This window comes from Yinghuangia sp. YIM S09857 (assembly GCF_051388915.1).
In the GTDB taxonomy this organism is placed as follows: Bacteria; Actinomycetota; Actinomycetes; order Streptomycetales; family Streptomycetaceae; genus Yinghuangia.
Genome location: NZ_JBPKBH010000034.1, coordinates 36,780 through 56,049 on the forward strand (window position 1 = coordinate 36,780; position 19,270 = coordinate 56,049).

20 protein-coding genes and 2 pseudogenes are annotated in these 19,270 nt (G+C 70.0%); 15 read left to right on the top strand and 7 right to left on the bottom strand.

The window, feature by feature from the left end; all coding sequences use genetic code 11:
• Window positions 1-294: 294 nt before the first annotated feature.
• Window positions 295-957, bottom strand: a complete 663-nt coding sequence (locus ACRX5S_RS39770) for a potassium channel family protein (protein WP_436778169.1) — start codon at window positions 955-957, stop codon at window positions 295-297.
• Window positions 950-2,317, bottom strand: coding sequence for a TrkH family potassium uptake protein (locus ACRX5S_RS39775; RefSeq protein WP_436778170.1), 1,368 nt, complete (start codon window positions 2,315-2,317; stop codon window positions 950-952). Before ACRX5S_RS39775 ends, ACRX5S_RS39770 begins: the two co-directional genes overlap by 8 nt.
• 664 nt (window positions 2,318-2,981) lie before the next feature.
• Between ACRX5S_RS39775 and ACRX5S_RS39780 the strand changes: the two genes are divergently transcribed.
• From ACRX5S_RS39780 to nhaA, 5 genes are all read left to right on the top strand, one after another.
• The gene (locus ACRX5S_RS39780; RefSeq protein WP_436778171.1) at window positions 2,982-3,548 is read left to right on the top strand and encodes a hypothetical protein; all 567 of its coding nucleotides are present in this window, start codon (window positions 2,982-2,984) and stop codon (window positions 3,546-3,548) included.
• Between the two features lie 48 nt (window positions 3,549-3,596).
• Window positions 3,597-3,914 carry a hypothetical protein gene (locus ACRX5S_RS39785; RefSeq protein WP_436778172.1) on the top strand — a complete coding sequence of 106 codons (318 nt, stop codon included), beginning with the start codon at window positions 3,597-3,599 and terminating at the stop codon, window positions 3,912-3,914.
• Complete coding sequence (locus ACRX5S_RS39790; protein ID WP_436778173.1) at window positions 3,911-4,924, top strand: hypothetical protein; 1,014 nt, start codon at window positions 3,911-3,913, stop codon at window positions 4,922-4,924. Before ACRX5S_RS39785 ends, ACRX5S_RS39790 begins: the two co-directional genes overlap by 4 nt.
• Before the next feature lie 202 nt (window positions 4,925-5,126).
• Complete coding sequence (locus ACRX5S_RS39795) at window positions 5,127-6,245, top strand: PucR family transcriptional regulator (protein WP_436778193.1); 1,119 nt, start codon at window positions 5,127-5,129, stop codon at window positions 6,243-6,245.
• A 392-nt stretch (window positions 6,246-6,637) separates the two neighbouring features.
• On the top strand, window positions 6,638-7,948 hold the full coding sequence (gene nhaA, locus ACRX5S_RS39800; protein WP_436778174.1) for a Na+/H+ antiporter NhaA: 1,311 nt from the start codon (window positions 6,638-6,640) through the stop codon (window positions 7,946-7,948).
• Here the strand turns inward: nhaA and ACRX5S_RS39805 are convergent.
• Window positions 7,842-8,429, bottom strand: coding sequence for a DUF3040 domain-containing protein (locus ACRX5S_RS39805; RefSeq protein ID WP_436778175.1), 588 nt, complete (start codon window positions 8,427-8,429; stop codon window positions 7,842-7,844). The genes nhaA and ACRX5S_RS39805 overlap by 107 nt on opposite strands.
• Before the next feature lie 663 nt (window positions 8,430-9,092).
• Here ACRX5S_RS39805 and ACRX5S_RS39810 point away from each other — a divergent pair.
• Window positions 9,093-9,440 (top strand): hypothetical protein, encoded by a 348-nt coding sequence (locus ACRX5S_RS39810; protein WP_436778176.1) that lies wholly within the window; start codon window positions 9,093-9,095, stop codon window positions 9,438-9,440.
• Between the two features lie 558 nt (window positions 9,441-9,998).
• A pseudogene (locus ACRX5S_RS39815) lies at window positions 9,999-10,301 on the top strand (hypothetical protein); the annotation flags it as partial.
• Here ACRX5S_RS39815 and ACRX5S_RS39820 read toward each other — a convergent pair.
• Window positions 10,221-10,820, bottom strand: a complete 600-nt coding sequence (locus ACRX5S_RS39820; RefSeq protein WP_436778177.1) for a TetR/AcrR family transcriptional regulator — start codon at window positions 10,818-10,820, stop codon at window positions 10,221-10,223. The pseudogene ACRX5S_RS39815 and the gene ACRX5S_RS39820 sit on opposite strands and share 81 nt — an antisense overlap.
• 87 nt (window positions 10,821-10,907) lie before the next feature.
• Between ACRX5S_RS39820 and ACRX5S_RS39825 the strand changes: the two genes are divergently transcribed.
• The 3 genes and pseudogenes from ACRX5S_RS39825 to ACRX5S_RS39835 all read left to right on the top strand — a co-directional run bounded on the left by ACRX5S_RS39825 (window position 10,908) and on the right by ACRX5S_RS39835 (window position 12,686).
• Window positions 10,908-11,318 carry a nuclear transport factor 2 family protein gene (locus tag ACRX5S_RS39825; protein WP_436778178.1) on the top strand — a complete coding sequence of 137 codons (411 nt, stop codon included), beginning with the start codon at window positions 10,908-10,910 and terminating at the stop codon, window positions 11,316-11,318.
• 44 nt (window positions 11,319-11,362) lie between these two features.
• Window positions 11,363-11,530, top strand: a pseudogene (locus ACRX5S_RS39830) (heavy-metal-associated domain-containing protein); the annotation flags it as partial.
• A gap of 661 nt (window positions 11,531-12,191) precedes the next feature.
• Window positions 12,192-12,686 (top strand): MarR family winged helix-turn-helix transcriptional regulator, encoded by a 495-nt coding sequence (locus ACRX5S_RS39835; protein ID WP_436778179.1) that lies wholly within the window; start codon window positions 12,192-12,194, stop codon window positions 12,684-12,686.
• A gap of 28 nt (window positions 12,687-12,714) precedes the next feature.
• Here ACRX5S_RS39835 and ACRX5S_RS39840 read toward each other — a convergent pair whose 3' ends face one another.
• Window positions 12,715-13,092: an STAS domain-containing protein gene (locus tag ACRX5S_RS39840; protein WP_436778180.1), complete on the bottom strand. Its 378-nt coding sequence runs from the start codon at window positions 13,090-13,092 to the stop codon at window positions 12,715-12,717.
• A 508-nt stretch (window positions 13,093-13,600) separates the two neighbouring features.
• On the opposite strand from ACRX5S_RS39840, the gene ectA reads away from it, so the two are divergent.
• From ectA to ACRX5S_RS39865, 5 genes are all read left to right on the top strand, one after another.
• On the top strand, window positions 13,601-14,116 hold the full coding sequence (gene ectA / locus ACRX5S_RS39845) for a diaminobutyrate acetyltransferase (protein ID WP_436778181.1): 516 nt from the start codon (window positions 13,601-13,603) through the stop codon (window positions 14,114-14,116).
• Between the two features lie 101 nt (window positions 14,117-14,217).
• On the top strand, window positions 14,218-15,498 hold the full coding sequence (ectB, locus tag ACRX5S_RS39850; protein WP_436778182.1) for a diaminobutyrate--2-oxoglutarate transaminase: 1,281 nt from the start codon (window positions 14,218-14,220) through the stop codon (window positions 15,496-15,498).
• Window positions 15,499-15,533: 35 nt separating this feature from the next.
• Window positions 15,534-15,929: an ectoine synthase gene (locus ACRX5S_RS39855; protein ID WP_436778183.1), complete on the top strand. Its 396-nt coding sequence runs from the start codon at window positions 15,534-15,536 to the stop codon at window positions 15,927-15,929.
• Complete coding sequence (gene thpD / locus ACRX5S_RS39860) at window positions 15,929-16,831, top strand: ectoine hydroxylase (RefSeq protein WP_436778184.1); 903 nt, start codon at window positions 15,929-15,931, stop codon at window positions 16,829-16,831. Before ACRX5S_RS39855 ends, thpD begins: the two co-directional genes overlap by 1 nt.
• A gap of 250 nt (window positions 16,832-17,081) precedes the next feature.
• Window positions 17,082-17,426, top strand: coding sequence for a hypothetical protein (locus tag ACRX5S_RS39865; protein ID WP_436778185.1), 345 nt, complete (start codon window positions 17,082-17,084; stop codon window positions 17,424-17,426).
• Window positions 17,427-17,465: 39 nt separating this feature from the next.
• Here the strand turns inward: ACRX5S_RS39865 and ACRX5S_RS39870 are convergent, their stop codons facing one another.
• Window positions 17,466-18,119: a hypothetical protein gene (locus tag ACRX5S_RS39870; RefSeq protein WP_436778186.1), complete on the bottom strand. Its 654-nt coding sequence runs from the start codon at window positions 18,117-18,119 to the stop codon at window positions 17,466-17,468.
• Window positions 18,120-18,535: 416 nt separating this feature from the next.
• On the bottom strand, window positions 18,536-19,147 hold the full coding sequence (locus ACRX5S_RS39875) for a TetR/AcrR family transcriptional regulator (protein WP_436778187.1): 612 nt from the start codon (window positions 19,145-19,147) through the stop codon (window positions 18,536-18,538).
• Window positions 19,148-19,270: the final 123 nt, after the last annotated feature.

The window sequence follows — 19,270 nt, forward strand, 5'->3', positions numbered from 1 at the left end:
AGCACCCCTGACTGGACTGCCGTGCTGGTGGCGCTGTTCGGGGCGGCGGTCGTGCCGGCGGTTCGCCGTGGGAGCGGTGGGGGAGCTCGCCTGGAGCGCGGCGGCGGACCTGCCGCGGATGGGGGCGCTGACGGGCTGTGCGGTCTCGGGGACGGCGGTGGCCGCTGCTTTCTGTGCGGGCCGCGAACGCACGTCTGCCCCCGACCGAGCACGACAACGGACCGCGCTGACACGGGTGAAGGCGGGGTGATGATGACGTCGGCGCTGCGACCAGGTGCGCTCGCCCGCGCGGGGTCATTGGGACGCGGCGAACCGTTCGACGTCCTGGATGCGGCCGGCGACGAGGATGAGATCGCCGTACCCGAGGACGGTCTCGGCGGTGGCGTAGGTGAAGGGGTTGTCGTCGGTTTTGACCGAGACGACGGTGACGCCGTAGCGCGAGCGCACCCGTGTGTCGCGTAGCGGTACCCCGACCAGGTCGCGGGGCGGGCGGACTTTGATGACGGCGTAGTCCTCCTCGATTTCGAGGAAGTCGAGCATGCGGCCGGAGACCAAGTGGGCGACCCGTTCGCCCATGTCGTGTTCAGGGAAGACCACGTGGTGGGCTCCCACGCGTTCGAGGATGCGTCCGTGCTGGGTGCTCACTGCCTTGGCCCAGATGTCCTCGATGCCGAGTTCGACGAGCAGCGAGGTGGCCAGGATGCTGGCTTCCAGGTCGGTGCCGATGGAGACCACGGCGCGGTAGAACTCGGGGACGCCGAGTTGGCGCAGGGCCTCGATGTCGGTGGAATCGGCCTGCACGACACGGGCCAGTTGCCCGGCCAGGGACTGCACGACGCGGGGCCGGTTGTCGATGGCGAGGACTTCGGTGCCGCCGCGGTTCAGCTCCAGCGCCAGGGCGGTGCCGAAGCGGCCGAGTCCGAGTACGACGACGGGTTCGTTTCCGCGGTCAGCCAACGATGGTCCTTTCCTCGGGCCACTCGTAGCGGCGGGGACGCTGCTTCAGAGCCAGTGCCGACGCCAGCGTCAGCGGCCCGATGCGGCCGATGAACATCAGTACCACGACCAGCAGTTGCGCGGCCGTCGGCAATCCGGGGGTGATCCCGGTGGACAGTCCGACCGTCGCGAACGCGGACACCGCCTCGAAAAGCACGGCGTGCAAGGGGTGCCGGGTCAGGCCCAGCAGCGCGAACGTCGCGACGGTGACCAGGCCCACGCTCATCAGCACCACGGCCAGCGCCTGGCGCTGGTTCGGCGGCGGAATGCGGCGGCGCCCCACGTGCACGGCCGCTTCGCCGCGCATCTCCGCCCAGATCACGAATGCGAGCAGGCCGAACGTGGTGACCTTGATCCCGCCCGCGGTGCCGGCGCTGCCTCCGCCGATGAACATCAAGATGTCGGTCGCCAGCAGGCCCTCGGGGGTCATGGCGCCGATGTCGACGTTGTTGAAGCCGGCGGTGCGGGCCATCGCCGCCGCGGTGAACCCGGCCAGCAGCTTCTGCGGCCCGGTGAACGCACCGAACGTCTCGCGGTTGTTGTACTCGGCCAGTATCACCGCCACGGTCCCGGCGGCGAGCAGGACTGCCGTGAACAGCACGGTGATCCGGGTCAGCACGCTCCACCGCGCCGGGCGGCGCCAGGTTCGCGCCAGTTCGAACACCACCGGGAACCCGATGCCGCCGACGACGACCGCGAAGGTGACCGTGAGGCTGATCCAGGGGTCGGTGGCGTAGCCCATGAGGCTGTCCGAGCGGGTCGAGAACCCGGCGTTGTTGAAACTCGACACGGCGTGGAAGACCCCGTCGTACACGGCCGACCCGAAGGACTGGTCGTACCCGATCCGGAACCGCGCGGACAGCACCACCGCCGCGACCGCCTCGCACCCCAGGCTGAACAACGCGATGTTGCGGACCACGCGCCGCACGTCCGCGGCCCCGAACGACTTGGTCTCCATCTGCGCGACCAAACGGGCACGCAGACCGAGGCGGCGGGAGACGAGCACGGCCATCAACGTGGCGAGCGACATGATGCCCAGCCCACCCACCTGGATCAGCACCAGGATGACGACCTCACCAAAACCGGACCAGTACGTGCCCGTGTCGACCGTGACCAGACCGGTGACACACACCGCCGAGGTGGACGTGAACAACGCGTCGACGAATCCGGCGCGGCGCCCCGAAGTCGTCGCCCACGGCAGCGACAAAAGCACCGCGCCGACCACGACGGCCGTAGCGAAGCCACCGACGATGATGCGCCCGGGATGACGCAGGCGCTGCGCCGGAACGCGCCGGATCCGACCGTACGCGCCTCGCGCCACACAAGCCCCCTGCCGCAGTCCTGGACATCCGATCTGCCCTGGGCCTGCTCGCGTAGGAGCGGCCAGGTTGCCGGAACCCGCGCCGGGGGCGCGACCCGCAAACGTTTCCGAGCAGGGTACGGACCACCGGACCCCCGTGAACGCGGACGGCGTTAACGAAGCGTCAAGATTCGTCCGCCCGGTCGCGTACGACACGGCAGACCGCAGCGCCTCAGCGCGCGGCCATGTGCGGATCAGGACGCCGTGTTGGCCGTCGGAGTCGACGGCTTCGACGCGCACGACGCGGGAGTTGCACGGGCCCGGGCATACGACCCGCGTGGAGTGGCGGTCGCTGTCGCGAACGCCGGCGAAAGGGATAAGGTCCGGGCTGGTGTGCCGGGAAGTCTGGTCGGCGAACAAGGGACGACTCTGTTCGCGGATCGGGGACGGCTGTGTACACATTGCGGATCGACATGCTGGGCGGGGTGGCGGGTCCCACAATCCCGCGGTGCGGTCGCACCCCGTGGACGCGCTTTGGCCCAGACGCTGACGGGCTCGGGGCGTCCTGGGCGGTGGCGGGGTTCGTCAGGGCATCGTGCGGATTGAGACGCGAGGTTTCCTTCGATCCAGCCCATGTGCCGCGTGCGCTGGTCGCGACGCAGCCCGCGCCTGTGTGCGGCCGCCGGTGAGCCCGCGCGGCGGTGACGCGCGTCTGTCGGCGCGGTTCGACGGCAGCCCGTTCGTGACGCTGACGCTGTGGCACGCACGCCGCACCACCTGCCACCGCGCCACCGGTGTCGCCCACGAACTGGGCTACCGCCTCACGCGCGTGGCCACCACCCGCTCGGCGGTGTTCCTCGACTTCCGGCGCGACGACACCCCACCCGCGCAGGCCCGCGCGGCTGCTTCCCTCGCGGTGTGGCACACGACGGGTCAGCTCCCCGACGCCCCGGACGCGGGCGGGGTGAGCGCGGCCGCCGCAGCCGGGGCGCGATTTCGGGTGGCCGCACACCGGCCGCCGGTCACGCTGCGGCTGGTCTTCGGTCTGTGGGCGGCAGTGGTGTTCCTGGCTACCGGCGGTGCGCTGGCCGGTGTGGGCAGCACGGTGGGATACCCCCTGCTCGGGGTCGGCGGGTTGTGCCTGCTCGGTTCACTGCTCACCATCGCGGCGGGGCCGCGGCGTCGCGCACGCCACGCCCGCGACCTGGCCCTCCTCAAGCGCTACGACGACGCGCGCAACCCCAGGCGCTGAACCGCAGTCAACTCCCGCTTCCATCCCGCCCCTTCTTGGAGGGCCTGCATGAACGGCAACCCGGCCTACCACGCCGTCGTGTTCGCCGTGGTGACGCTGGTGATGCTTCCACCGGCGTGGGCGGCCGCGACCGGGCGCCTGCCGCGTGGGGCGTGTGCCGACGACCCGGCACGGCGACGGCACAGTGCCTGGGGGTTGGCAGTCCTGTGGCTGTGGGCCCCGCTGAACGCGCTGCCGAGGATCGCGGACGTCGGCACGGAGACGGTGGCAGTGAGCGCCGCCGCCGCAGTGGTGGTGTTCCCGCTCGGACTTGCCCTGTCGTTCCGTGGATTCCGCGCGCCGCACCGGAACGGAGACTCGCGGTGAAGCCGCAGATACCCGGCTCGCACACCAGACGCCTCGGCTTGGTCGCGGCGGTGTTGGTGCTGGTCGTCGTCGGTGGTGCGGTGTGGGCGTCACAGCGCTCCACCGGCCTGCCAAAACGCGCGTGCTGGGGGACCGTCGACCGGAGCATACTCACCGACGCCGCCCCCGAGAGCGGCAGTTGGGAGGTCAGCGAGTCCACCGACCGGTGGGGAGACCCGACCTGCACGGTCCGCCGTGGCGCCTGGGCCGTGGACGTGACGCTGATGAAGACACCGCTGCGCACCCACCTGTGGTGGCAGCTCGGTGCGGTCTCCCTCGGCGGGAGGCTGCCCGGCATGGTGAAACCGGGCACGGACCGCACCGACGGTTGGCTGTACTTGACGCCGTGCGGCCAGGGCCTGGTCAACGTCAACGTCCCCGCGGTCGGGCTCGACGACCGGGTGAGCGTCGATCTGACCGCGCGGCTGCTGCTCGCGGTCGGCGACGCCCGCCTGCGCGACTGCGGCGGCCAGACCCCGTTCGATCCCGCGGACCTGCGCGACCTCGATCCCCGACCCCGCGACGCCGGGCAGAACGCGTGCGGCATCACCGGATTGCCGGCGCGGTGGGACGGCGAAGGCGAGGAGCTTTCCCGGATCGGCGGGGTCGACGTCCGCGCCGCGGTCAGCCGCTGCGCGATCCTGGACCGCGACGACGCCGCCTCCGCGGCCGCGTTCGGGCCCGGCCTGTTCAGCGTCACCGTCATTCACAACCGGCAGTTGGTGGACGCCTTGTCTCCCACCGGCGTCCGTGCCACCGTCACCGCAACCCGCGGCGTCCCACTGGAATTGTCCGACGAGGACCTGCGCTACGACCGCGACGCCGTCACCGAGGTCCGCTGCGACACCACCGGTGACTCCACCCGGGGGTCCCGGTTCGTCCACGTCTTCACGACTGGGTCCGACGCCGACTACGCGCATGCCAAACGCGCGGTGTTGAATTTCGTCGCCGAGGAACTGGGCTGCGGATGACCCGCGTCACCGTTCCCGACCACCGGCGAGAGATGGCAGGCACACCGACCTGCGTGGGCCGGTCGGCGATCAGGCCGGCAACAGGCATCAGCGCCTTCGGGCGCACGAGACGACGCGGCGGTGCCGCTGACAGGGGTGGGGCGTTGTGGCGGTGGTGGTGAAGGGCGGGTGTCCCGCTCATCTGCTGGACGGCTTCGCCCGCATGCTGGACGAGGTGTCACTGACCGGCCGTCGGCTGACCCGGACCGAGGTGGAGTCGCGGCGAGCGTTGGGAGAACGCGCCGCGCAGGAGGGCGTGGCCCAGCACCGGGTCACCGCCGCCTACGTGGCCGCCGCACAGGCGGCGCTGCCGCGGTTGCCCGGGGCGGTGCGGGCGGGGACGGCCGCGCAGATGCGGTCGGTTGCGGAGACGGTGATGGGCGCGGTCGCCCAGGCGGTGGAGGCGGTCGGGCAGGGATACGCGCACGCGCAGCGCCTGGCGGTGCGCCGGGAGGAGGCGGCACGCCGCGAGTTCGTCGACGACCTGCTGTCGGGGCGCGGCGACGTCGCGCGGTTGGTCGACCACGCGGAGCGGTTCGGGCTGAGGCTCGCACACGAGCACGCCGTCGCCGTCGCCGTCGGGCCGGAACCCTTGGACGACACCCACCCGGTGACGCGGCGCGTGGACGCCGCGCTGGTGGGCCGGTTCGGTGACCGGCGCATCCTGACCGCGACCAAGGAAGGCCGCCTGGTGTGCGTCGCGCCCGGCGGGCAGGACGACATGCTCGGCTACTTCGCCCGCCAGGCACGCGCCGCCATGACCGAGACGCACCACGACCGCGCGCTCGCGGACGGTGGCGGTGAGGGGGGTGCGGGGCGGGTGGCCATCGGTCGACCGCACCCCGGTCCCGGCGGGGTGGGGGTCTCCTACGAGGAAGCGCTCCACGCGCTGGACCTGGCCTCCCGGCTGCCCCTGCCCGCGCCGGTTCTGCGCGCCGCCGACCTGCTGGTGTTCCCGGTGCTGACCCGGGACCGACAGGCGATGACGGACCTGGTGCAGACCGTGCTCGGCCCCCTGCGCGACGCGCGCGGCGGCGCCGCGCCTTTGGTGGAGACACTGTGGGTGTACTTCGACGCGGGATGCGTGGCCGCGGAGAGTGCTCGACGGCTTCGGTTGAGCGTCCGCGCCCTCACCTACCGCCTGGAGCGCGTCAGGAAACTCACCGGCTACGATCCCGCCGAGCCCCTGCACCGCTACGTCCTGCACACCGCGGTCATCGGTGCACGCCTGCTGGACTGGCCCTCGCAACTCCGGCCGGACGCATTCCGCGCGAAGCCGTAGCGGCGCGCCAACTCACCTGCGCACCTTTCTGCCTGCCTCGCCGTCACGGACCGAACGGGAACCGGCACGACCCGGTCTGGCCCATCAGCGCCGACGTTTGCGCGTCAGCCGCCTTAACGGCGTCGCGACGGCGTGTTCCGCGCGGAGCCGTGCTGCGGAGCCGTGCTGCGGAGCCGAGCTCGACGCGGTTGCGATGTCGGCGACACGTACCCGCAGCGCCGCGATGTTTCGGGAACTCGCGCGTCCCGTCGGCCGCGGCTCGTGGGTGTGCGGAGAGTGCCGCCTGGTTAGGGTTGTGATCAACGCGTCGATGACGCGCGGTGTGCCGGGAAGTCTGGTCGGCGTCCGTGGGCGAGCACGCCCTCCGTCCGGCTTCGGAAGGCACCGACGCAATGGCATCCGAGAAGGAACCCCGTACTTTCTTGGGCCTGCCGTCCTGGCCGGAGCGCACCGCCGTGGCGGCCGCGCTGCGCACCGAGACCGTCGGCGGGGTGGTGCTGCTGGTGGCCGCGACGGTGGCACTGGTGTGGGCGAACTCGCCGTGGAGCGGCAGCTATGCCGATGTGCGGGACTTCCACTTCGGAGTTTCGGAGCTCGGCCTGGACCTGTCGGTGGGGCACTGGACCGCGGACGGGTTGCTGACGGTGTTCTTCCTGGTCGCCGGGATCGAGCTCAAACGCGAGCTGGTCGTCGGCGAACTGCGCACCCCGGCCACCGCCGCGCTGCCCGTGGTCGCGGCCGCATGCGGGATGGCCGTGCCCGCCGGGGTCTATGTGGCCACGGTCTGGGTCGGTGGCGGCAGCACCGAGGGATGGGCGGTGCCGATGGCCACCGACATCGCCTTCGCGCTCGCCGTCCTCGCGGTGCTCAGCACGCATCTGCCGTCCGCGCTGCGGGCGTTCCTGCTCACTCTCGCCGTCGTCGACGACCTCGGCGCGATCCTGATCATCGCGATGTTCTTCACCTCCGACATCAACGTCCTCGCACTGGTCGGCGCCGCCGCGGGACTGGCCGTCTTCCACCTGCTCCAGCGACTGCGGGTGCGCGGCTGGTGGTGGTACGCCCCGCTCGGCATCGTCATCTGGGCGCTGACGTACAACGCCGGTGTGCACGCCACCGTCGCCGGTGTCGCCATGGGCCTGATCCTGCGTACCCGCCGCGACGACGGAAGCACCGGACACCCGGCCGAGGAGGCCTCGCCCGGTGAGCGAACCGCGCACCTCATGCGGCCGGTCTCCGCCGGAGTCGCGGCTCCGCTTTTCGCGCTCTTCGCCGCCGGGGTCACGCTGTCCGGTTCGGCGCTGGGCGACGTGTTCACCCGGCCTGAACCCCTTGGCGTCGTGCTGGGCCTGGTGGTCGGCAAGACACTCGGGATCTTCGCCGGGACCTACCTGGCCGCGCGGTTCACACGTGCCCGTCTCAACCCCGACCTGGCATGGGCCGACGTGTTCGGGCTCGCCGTGCTCGCCGGCATCGGTTTCACCGTCGCCCTCCTGATCGGCGAACTCGCTTTCGCCGACCCGGCCGCCGCCGAGCACGTCAAAGCGGCCGTCCTCGTCGGTTCCCTGTTCGCCGCCGTCCTGGCCGTTCCCCTGCTCAAGCGCCGCGACGTGCTCTACCGTCGCCTGTACAAAGCCGAGAACGCCGACCTGGATCGCAACGGCATCCCCGACATCCACCAAGACCACCGCACAGGGCGGTAGCCGTCGCGTCCCCAGTCCTTGCCCGGCCCAGCTCCTTGCCCGCCCGGTGCCACCGTCCGTGAACGTCGGGGGCGACCGCAGGTTCATGACCCCGCTGCCTTGGTCTGTGCGGGCTTCTCACGCCGGCGTCGCCGCCGCGAGCCCGGGGACGGCCTCGTGGCGTTCGCGTTGGAACACGACGGCCTGACTCCCGACCCAATGGCGCCGACGTGCCCGGTGTCGGGCTTGTGGGCGGCGTGGGCGGAGTGGGCGGCGCATCCGCGCTGCCGGTGATCCTGATGAGAACACCCAGAAACAGCAGGACCGCGAAGCCCACGACGATGAACCAGGCGGTGACCGCGCGCAGGCGTTTCGCGCCGTCCCGGTCAGCGGCGAGATCCTCTCCGAGCTGCTCCAGGCGCGCCGCGAAGCCGGGATCGTCGTCGACAAGCCCTCGCGCGATCTCGGCGAGTCGGGGGTCGTCGTCCTTCGGAGCATCCACGGCGGTTCACCATCCCGACGACGGTCAACCGGAAGCTGATACTTGCTGCCTACCCACGCGCGCCGCCTCGACCCCTGCGGCCCGGGGACGCCGGACACCCCCCCCGGCCCTACGCGACGGAGGACACAGCGTTCCGCCGCGTCGTTGGAAGTTGCCTGGAACGATCCTCGGAGTGCATCCCATCCGCCTGCCCCGGGACTGAGCGGCTCTCGTACCGAGAACGGAATGCCAAAAGCGGTAGTCCAGGTGCCGTCCCCGCGTCCGTCCAGGACTTGCGCTCGTTCAAATGAGGACCACCACCGGCCGAATCGGCGGGACGGGATCTCCAGGGGTCAGCAGACGGCAGGATTGCACCTTCACAACGCGCCCCCGGCGTGCCCACATGTCGGTCGCCTGTGAGCGCGATACGGTGCCCGCAGGTGTGCCGGGAAGTCTGGTCGGCGACGTATCGTCACGCGTCCACGTCCAGGAGGGCACTGTGCCAACAACCCCCACACACAAAACCTCCCGCCGCCGCGCCTGCTCGCCTTCCGCCTCCGGGCGCCGCCGGGCTCCATCCTGCGCGAACGCTCGAAGCGCACAGGACCTGCCGGGACTCCCACGGACGAGCTCCCTCGACGTACGGGACGTTCCCGCGCGCTTCGAGGACAGCGGGAGATAGCGATGCCGCTGTTCCGAGCCCGCAAGCGGGGCAAATCCAAACGGCCGTCGCGGGCGGTGAAGACGTCCGGCCACACGATCCGCGTCCTGTTCGACACTTTGGACGAGGTCGCCGCCCAGGCGCTCGCGGCGGAGGCACGGACACTCCTGCACCACGGTGAACACGACCTGACCGTCGACCTGACCGAAGTCATCCACATCAGCGCCGAAGGTGCAGCGGTACTACTGGTGCTGGCCGGCAAGACCGCCGGCGTAGGCACGCTCACCCTGGTCGGCCTGAGCGACGGACAACCTGCCAAACGCCTGAAAACCACAGGCTTGTTCACGCTCCAGCACGTCGTCGTCGATTGACGGGATTGCCGTACCGTCAAGCCGTGGCGGCCAGGGCCCAAGACTGACGTGCCGACGCTTGGCAGGCAACCGGCCGTAGGCGGCACGCCCTCCACGTAGGAGCAATCCATGACTGCGGATACCGACGGCGACGGAATGCGGGGGCGGCGTTGATCAACTCCCGGAGTTCCTCAGGGCGTCGGAACACGCCCTAACAGTCACCAACAAGATGCCGGGCATGCTCCTGACCGGCTACCAGACGCCTGCCGCCATCCGAGCGGGAACGTCAAGAACTCCTCCGCCGTCGCCGTCACCGCCGCCCGAGGGCAGCGCGTCACCAACGTGCTCTGGACCATGCTCCGCGACGGCCCCCTGCCAACCCCCACAACTCACCGCCGCAACGGCCCTGTTGGGATTGTCGTTGAACCTCAACCGCCCCCGAGGTAAGCGCGGACGTTCGGCGTGTGCCGGCATCCCGGTGTGCCGATGACCAAGCCCGGCTTTGAGATCCGACCCGCTGGACGTGGAGGCGCTGAAGCCGCCGGGGGAGGGGTTGGGTTGCCTTCCCCGGTGGGCCTGGCTGTACCGCTTGTCGGCCTGCCGGCCCATCTGCTGCTCGGTTGGTCCTGGGCCGACTCGATCGCTGCCCTTGTCATCGCCGCTACTGCCGTGCAGGAAGGTCGTGATGGCCGGCAGGGGAAAGACTGCCGCGCGACCTCGGGCCGAGGGTTGTACCTGCTACTGACGGCCGCAATCGCAGCAGCACCCGGCACGCGCATCGCGCGCGGACGGTGCGCTACCTCAAGCATCCGCTGGTTCGGCGGCGCCGAGCAGGCGGAGCAGGCTGACACGCAGGACATCCTTCGCCGCCGTCGCGTGTAGCCGGCCGGCATCCTGCTCTGTGCTTGCTATGTGTCCGAGCGCCATGGTCGAGGCGACCAGCCAGTCGACGGGGAGCCTGTCGTCGAATTCTCCAGCCTGCCGGCCTCGTTCGATCACGCGGCCAATCCGGTCGGCGACGGGCAGGTGCCGGTCGCGGTCGACCTCCGTGCTGACAGGCAGGGCGCTGATCATCTTCAGCAGCACGGGGTAACGCTCGGCCACGTGGGCGCTCGCGTCGATCATGCGGAGCAGCGTTTCCGTCGCGGTGCCGGCATCCGGGGCGATGGCGTCCATGGCAGCGACGGCCTCGTCGGTGATCCGCTCGACCACGGCCAGCAAGAGCTGCTCCCGGGAGGAGAAGTGGGCGTAGACCGTCGGTCGGGTCACGCCCGCGGCTGCGGCGATGGCCTCCAGGCCGGCGTCCGGTTCGATGTTGAGGACCTGGGTTGCGGCATCCAGGATGGCGGCCCGGCTGCGGCGGGCGTCAGCGCGGCGGTTGCGGGACGGGGATGTCTTCATTTCTTACATGTTGCCAAACTTGCTACTGGTGGCTGTATATTTTACAGCTCGTAAAAGATCGTGTCCGTACACAAGGGCGGGAGCGACATGCATCCACTTGGCAGCACCGACCCCGGGCAGTTCATCGCGGACTTCTACACCTCCTTGACCGAGGAGTTGCTGCGGTCGGACGAGGATGCAGCGGCGATCATCGATCGGTATCACACTCCGGACATCGTGGAGATCGCCGACGGGCACCGGATGGACCGCGACAAGCTGATCGCGCATTGCCGTCCAGTGCGCAAGAACCGCCCCACTCTTCGCATGGAGGTGCACGAGGCCATCGTCGACGGCGACCGGCTCGCCGCCCGGTACACCATGTACTCCTCGCAGCGTGGCAAGGACCTCGCCACCGAGGTGTTCTTCTTCGGCCGGTTCGCGCCGGACGGGCGTATGAGTCAGGCCCACATGACCACCCGCACTCTTCGGGGCGACGGATCCGGCGGGCAGGAGGCGTGACACCGTGACCGAGCGCGAGTACACCGTCAGTCTGCGGCCACTGCGCCGAATCGGTCGGCGAAGAGCTCGAAGGCATCGCGGGTGTTACGGCTGTCAGCGTGGACATCGACAGCGGCACGGTTGTCATCACGAGCGATGAAGCGCTGGACACCGCGTGCGTACGCGCGGCGATCGAGGAAGCGGGCTACGAGTTGTGTGCCAGAGGGGCGTAGGTCCCTGTTGGCCGCCGCTACGAGACACTGCCCCACCAATGCACAGCACGCCGAATCGCCCGCGTGCCATGCGACACCATGGCCTTCGGCCGTCCGCCCGACAAGTGCATGCATGCGGTGTCCACTGGATGCAGGAGTTCAAGGCGCGTCAGTCCGTTACCGGGTAGGCGGTGAAGGCCTGGTCCGTCAGCGCTGCTCGGGAAGCGACTCGCCGGCGGCGCGCATGCCCTGCGGATCAGCGAGTTGGTGCTTTCGAACGTCGATGGAAGGTGGCTGGTGACCGAATTGCGTCAGCAGCCCGGCTATGAGTCGTGATCTTCTCGCCTGATTCGTGGCGTGTGGGCGGTAGTGGGCGACCTGGGCTCGGACTCGGTGGCCGCGCCGCCGTCCCCGTGGGTGACGAAAACCTTTGCTCTGTGCAAACATGGTCGCGCTCCCGTGGGCCGAGCGGACCACTGCTCGCCCGGGAGGCGGGAGGCTCGTCGTGGCCCGGCTCGGGCAGCAGCGTCGCGACCACGGTCGGCATCATCGCGGCGACCGCCGCGGCCGCGACGGGCCCCTGCGACGACGAGCCCCTTCGGCGTGTGCGCATTGCCCGCGCATTACTGCTTGATTGCCCGATCAGGGCGCCGACAGAGGGACGCGGGGCCACAATGTGGTCATGCCCGAACGCTCTTCCGAAGCCAGCAGCCGCGACGAAGCCGACGTCCTGGTCGCGAGCATCCTCACCGCGTCCCGCCTGCTGGTGGCGGTCTCGGCGAGATCTCTGGCTTCGGTGGAGGAGAGCCTGACGCTGCCGCAGTTCCGCACGCTCGTCGTGCTCGACTCGCGCGGCGCGCTGAGCATCTCCCGCCTGGCCGACCTGCTTGCGGTGAACCCGTCCACGGCGATGCGCATGGTCGACCGACTGGTGGCCATCGGCATGGTCGAGCGCAGCGCCAATCCGGAGAGTCGTCGCGAGATCCTGGTGTCGTGCACCCGGGCGGGGAGCGGCGTGGTGCGCGAGGTGACCGGGCGCCGCACGCAGGAGATCGCCAAGATCGTCGAGGCCATGCCGGCCCGGCGGCGCAGGGGACTTGCCGACGCACTCCAGGCGTTCGCCGCCGCCGGCGGCGAACCTCCGGCGACGACCGACGTGCTGCCGGGCTGGCAATAGCGGCCTTGTCGCGCCACAGGCTTCTTCCTCATGCCACGGGCTTCCTTGGGTGGGGCGGCGCCGTCGCGGCGGTGGACACGTCGTCGTACACAGGGAAGAGCTGGGTCAGACACGCGGCGTCCAGATTGCGTCGGCCGCAGCGGGCTCCCAGGACCAGGCGGAGTTGCCCGTCCGCCGCACGGGCCCGTCGGCGGCCGGCGACCAGCACGCCGAATCCGTGGGTGTCGCAATACGTCACCGCCGACAGGTCCGCGACCACGTATGGCGTGCCCGGAGTGATCGCATCGTGGAGTGCTCGGCGCAATGCCGCGACGCCGGTTCCCGCCACCGGGCCGGACAGCCGCAGGAGCGACCAGCCTTCGTGGGTCTCGCGGTCGATGACCAGTTCATGGGTGACGTGCCGCACGATGGAACCTCGTTCGTGTGCCGTGGAGGTCGTCGGTACGACTCCGACCGGTAAACATTGCATAGGGCAAAGGTTTTCGGCAACGCGACATGGGGTGGAAAAACGATTCGTTATCGAGACGCGACCGAACCGACGCACACAGGGGCGATGGTTCGCAACGTGTTGATGCTCACATTTCCAGCGATCGTCAGGCGACTGCAGTAGAGAACACCCTGCGTTCGCAACGCGCCGAGCAGTCCACAGATCCTGCGCCAGGAGTGTCTTTCGGTGAGGAATCATCCTGCGGATGGGCTTATTTGCCGTTTAATCTTCCTCTTAAGGGTTCAGTAGGCAAGACGCCATCGCCGTGCGAAGCCTCGCGTGCTGCGCGAGATCGAAGCGTGATGTTTCATCCGCCGGCCGCCGGTAAACGTGAGCGGGCGCGCGCGAAAAATAGGCGTCCCAGCGTGGATGCAGCAACCCCCGTGCCTCGCCTGGGGTTCGTCTTGGCTGGGTAGGTTGCCGTGCCATGCCCGACGACCTCCGAGACAACCGCCTGCTGCTGCGACCCCCCACCGTCGACGACGGAGCCGATTTGTGGCGTCTGGCGCGCGACGTCGGATCGCTGGACCTGAACTCGGAGTACCACTACCTCCTGTGGTGCCGGGACTTCGCGGCAACCTCGGTGGTCGCCTGCGTCGACGACCGCGTACGCGGCTTCGTGACCGGCTACGTGCGCCCCGACGTCCCCGACACCTTGATGGTCTGGCAGGTCGCCGTCGACCCCGGGGTGCGGGGCCGCGGTGTCGCGGCCCGCATGGTGGGCGAACTGCTTTCGCGCCGCGCCCCGTTCGGCCAGGTGTTCGTCGAGGCGACCGTCACCCCCGGCAACGCCGCGTCGACGGCGTTGTTCAACGGCCTCGGCCGGGACCTCGGCGTTCCCGTCGGCCGCACCGCCCTGTTCGCCGCCGAACACTTTCCCGGTTCGGCCCATGAGCCCGAAGTGCTCTTCCGTATCGGTCCGGTCGTCCCCGGACCGGCGTGAGCGGTGTCGGGCGGCTTCCTTCCGTTCGACGCGCTCGCACCACGACCTCTCGCGTCGAGGACCACCTCGACCCCGCCTCCATCCCCACCTTGGGAGCTCTTTTGACCAGCACCGAACTGCCCGCCGTCTTCTCCGTGTTGGAGTCGGAGGTGCGCAGTTACTGCCGTACTTGGCCCGCGGTTTTCGATCGGGCGCGTGGCAGCCGCGTCTACGACGCGCAGGGGCGGTCCTGGCTCGACTTCTTCGCCGGGGCGGGCGCACTGAACTACGGCCACAACCACCCCCGGCTCAAACGCGCTCTGCTGGAACACCTCGAACGCGACGGTCTCACGCACGCGTTGGACATGGCCACAACTGCCAAGCAGGCGTTCCTGGAGGGTTTCGAGGAGGTGGTCCTGCGTCCGCGGGGTCTGGACTACAAGGTGCAGTTCCCCGGGCCGACCGGTACCAACACCGTCGAGTCGGCTTTGAAGCTGGCCCGGAAGGTCACCGGTCGGGAGGCCGTGGTGGGCTTCACGAACGCGTTTCACGGCATGACGCTCGGTGCTCTCGCGGTAACGGGCAACTCGATGAAGCGTGCGGGCGCCGGGATCCCGCTCGTGCACGCGACGCCGATGCCGTACGACAACTACCTCGGCGGGCAGACGCCGGACTTCCTGTGGTTCGAGACGCTGCTCCAGGACAGCGGCAGCGGCCTCAACAAGCCCGCCGCGGTCATCGTCGAGACCGTGCAGGGTGAGGGCGGCGTCAACGTCGCGCGCCCGGAATGGCTGCGGGCTCTGGCCGACTTGTGCGCCCGGCACGAGATCCTGCTGATCGTGGACGACGTGCAGATGGGGTGCGGCCGCACCGGTCCGTTCTTCAGCTTCGAGGCCGCCGGGATCACTCCCGACATCGTGTGCCTGTCCAAGTCGATCAGCGGTTACGGCCTGCCCATGGCCCTCACGCTGTTCCGCCGCGACCTGGACGTGTGGACGCCCGGCGAGCACAACGGCACCTTCCGCGGCCACCAGCCGGCGTTCGTCACGGCGACCGCGGCCCTGGACTTCTGGCGCGACGACGCCCTGGAGAAGGACACCTTGGCAGGAGGCGACCAGATCGCACGCTCCCTCGGCGCGCTCGCCGACGAATTCGCCCCCCTCGGCGCACGCCCCCGCGGTACCGGGCTCATCCGCGGCCTGTCGTTCGACGACCCGGACTTGGCCGACCGCGTCAGCGCCGAGGCGTTCGACCGCGGGCTGCTGGTGGAGACTTCCGGACCGCAGAGCGAGGTCGTCAAACTCATGCCGCCTTTGACCACCACCCCGGCCGAACTCGCCGAGGGGCTCGACATCTTGCACGCGTCGGTTCGAGCCGCCGCGGCCGCGACCGCCGCAGCCTGACCCGCCCACCCGAATCCCGTGAGGAGCCACCGCCCATGATCGTCCTGTCCATCGACGACCTCGACGGCACCGAACGCGACGTGCAGGCCGAGACCTGGCGCAGCAGGCGCATGGTCCTGGCCCGCGAAGGCGTCGGGTTCTCCCTTCACGAGACCGTGATGTACGCGGGCACCGAGACGTCCATGTGGTACGCCAACCACATCGAGGCCGTCTACTGCGTCCAGGGCCACGGTGAGCTGACCAACGACGAGACCGGCGAGAAGCACCGCATCGGCCCCGGCTCGCTCTACGTCCTCGACAAGCACGAGCACCACACGATGCGACCCGCCAGCGACATGCGGTTCGTCTGCGTCTTCAACCCGCCCTGCACCGGGCGCGAAGTCCACGACGAGAACGGCGTCTACCCGCTGCTCACCGAGGAGGCGGTCTGATGGCGACCGATGCCGCGACGCCGACCGACCCGTACCCCACCCGTGACGACGCGGGCCGCCTCGGCGAACTACCGCGTCTGGACCCGGTCGTGTGGCCCGGCGAACCTTCCGGGCCGCTCACTCCCGCCGAGCTCGACCGATATCGCCGCCGTGGATTCCTCACCGCCGAACGGCTTCTGATGCCCGGCGAGATCACCACGTACCTGACCGAACTGCACGCCCTGCGCGGCGATCCCGCCCTGCGCGACGACGAGCGCGCGGTCCGCGAACCGGACTCCGAGGAGATCCGCTCGGTCTTCGAAGTCCACGAGATCAGCCGCCCCCTCGCCCAACTCGCCCACGACCCGCGCCTGGTGGCCCGCGCCCGGCAGATCCTCGGCTCCGAGGTCTACATCCACCAGACCCGGGTCAACTACAAGCCCGGCTACGGAGGCAACGGCTTCTACTGGCACTCGGACTTCGAGACCTGGCACAGCGAGGACGGCATGCCGCGCATGCGCGCGCTGAGCGTGTCGATCGCGCTGACCGACAACCTGCCGAGCAACGGCCCACTGATGATCATGCCGGGATCGCACCAGGCCTTCGTCCCCTGCGCCGGCCGCACGCCGCCCGACCACCACCGCGCCTCCCTGCGGCGCCAGGAGATCGGCACCCCTGGCCCGGCCGACGTACGCCGCCTCGCGGACCGGCACGGCATCGAACAGATCATCGGCCCCGCCGGATCCGCGACGTTCTTCGACTCCAACTGCATGCACGGCTCCAACGGCAACATCACCCCGTACGAGCGCGCCAACGTGTTCATCGTCTACAACAGCGTCGAGAACACCCTCGTCGAGCCGTACGCCGCCCCGGCCCGGCGTCCCGAACACATTGCCTCACGCAGCTTCGTGCCCGTCGGCTGAAGTCGGCCGACCGAAGAAGTGCCGACCGAAGAAGCGCCGATCGCATGAGGGGCCGACCGGATGAGGCACCCGGCCGCCCGAAGGAAGCACACCGGGCGGCCGGGGGCTGTCGCCCCACCGCGTACCCGCTCACCCCGGCTCCCCGAGCCATCGCCCCAGAGGGAACAAGGCTTTGCATCAAGCAAAGGTTCAGCGGAATCCTGGAGTCGGCGCCCGCTCCCACCCCGCATCGCGTCCGCAAGAGGCGGCGATGGCTCCGCCGAACCTCGTCACCGGTCTGCGCAACGGCTGGCGATTGGTCACCGCGTCCGGCGAAGTCACCGCGGACACACGATCCGCGCTGCGGAACGCCTTTGCCGCGGCCGCCGGAGAGTTGCCGTTCGTGGTCGCAGACATCTCCGCGCTGGATTTCCGGGCGCCCGCCGACTTCGAACCCCTCGCCTTCGGACGCCGGACTCTGCGCAGGGCAGAGGGCCAACTCCTCGTCGTCCACCCTTCGGAAGTCGTCGGCTACGCCCTGGACGCGCTTGTCGACGACGAGTTCCCCGTCTTCGGCGACATCGAGAGGGCGACCCGACGACCGCCGCCGCACTGACCGGCGTCGCCGACGCGCGTCTCGTCGCCGCCGGCCGGGTCAGTCTTCTGCGGACCTGGCGTCGAGGTCGAGCCGGTGTTCGTCGGCGAACGACCTCCGGCACAAGCCGTGGCAGAACCCGTACAGCACGCCGTCGTATGTCAACGTCGGTGTCGAGGCGTCGAGTTCGACCTCCATGCCGCAGACGGGGTCGATGACGGACCCTTGCGGCGGCGTGTTGCGCACATCGGTACGGCTCCGGTAGCCGCGGGAGACCAGTTCGGTCAGGTCGAGGGTGCTCATCTGCCGTCCGTGGATTCCGACGCCCCCCTCGGAGATGCCGTCCACAAGCACGATCAGGTGGGGGTCGCGGCGCAGACGGCCGGGATCACGCCCGGCTTCGGCTTCGGCTTCCTCCAGGACCTCGGTGATGGCCTGTACGAAGGGTCCGCTGACCTCCTTGCGCCAGGACGCCGGCACGGTCACACGGACCAGGAAGCGCGGGGGATCGGCGGCGTCCGCGCACGGACGCTGCCCGAGCACCCACGTGGTCGGTTCGTGGAACAGGACCTGCGTTATGGCGCGTTGCGCGTCGAGCACCTCGACCGCGTGGCTGTCCTCGACCATCAGCCGGTCGACAACGCGACGGCCTATGTCATGTTGCGCCTCAGCGCTGAACGCTCCTCGTGGCACAAAGAATTCGATCAACAACATCTGTTGCTTCCTCCCGCCGACGGTTCCTCGCGGATGTCGGTCACTATTCCCCCCTGGGGTATGAAGGACATCCACCTGATGGAGGAAGCACGGGCTACGACCGCGGTCGTACAAACGCTGTCGCCCCGGCTCGGCGCCACGGGCCGAGTCCCAACGCTGCGGTGTGCCACGCGGGCCGGGACGGTGGCCCCGGATCCTTGACCGCCACCGCCACCGCCACCGCCACCGCCACCACCACCACCGCGACCGCCACCACCGCGACCCGCCGCCGCCATGCTGGGCGCACTGCTCTTCCTGCGCGACCCTGTCGCCGCGCCGGACACCCCCCGATACTGCGTCGGCGCCCAAGTCCGCGGGGAAGGACGCGTCGTGACAGTCGCGGTAGGCGTCGCCCGAGTCCCGCCGACAGCGGGCGGTCACGCTGCGGCGCCCGGAAAGATCCGGTCGAGGTGGGTGCGCAGGATGTGCAGGGCGGCATCGGCGGTGCGCTGGCCGACCAGCACGCTGGTGCCCAGGCCGTGCGCCAGGGTGAGCAGGTGCGCTGCCTCGCCCGCCGGATCACACGCCGTCGACAGTTCCCCGACGCGCCGGGCTTCCGCGAGAACACCGGCGAGTTCCTTCTCCAGGCGGTCCGGCCCGTCGACGAAGGGCTGCGCGGCCAGTTCGCGGTCGGTCATCGCCAGGACCGCGTAGGAGGTCCACACCAGGTGGAAGGCGCGGCTGGCCTCGTCGGTGGGCAGGGCCTCGGCGAGCAGCGCCTCCACGAACGCCCGCGCACCCATCGGGCGCGGCAGCGCAGCCGACCGGGCCGCCCACCGTTCGCGGCTTTGCTCTTCGAGCCGTTCCAGCGCGGCGTGCATCAGCTGCGCCTTGGTCGCGAAGTAGTACTGCACCAGGTTCAGCGACGTGCCCGCCTCGGTCGCCACCGCCCGCATCGTGACTGCGTACAACCCCTCCCGCGCCGCGACACGGACCAGGGCGTCGGTGATGTGCGCCCGCCGCTCGGCATGGTCCACCCGTTTCGGCACTCGGCGGCCCCCTCTCGACGAGTTTTCATAGTACATGTGTACTGTAAAAACTCCGGGGCGAGGGCGAGGGGTGTGCATGGGGCACCGCGGAACACCTGAGACAGCGGACGGCACCGGCGCCGG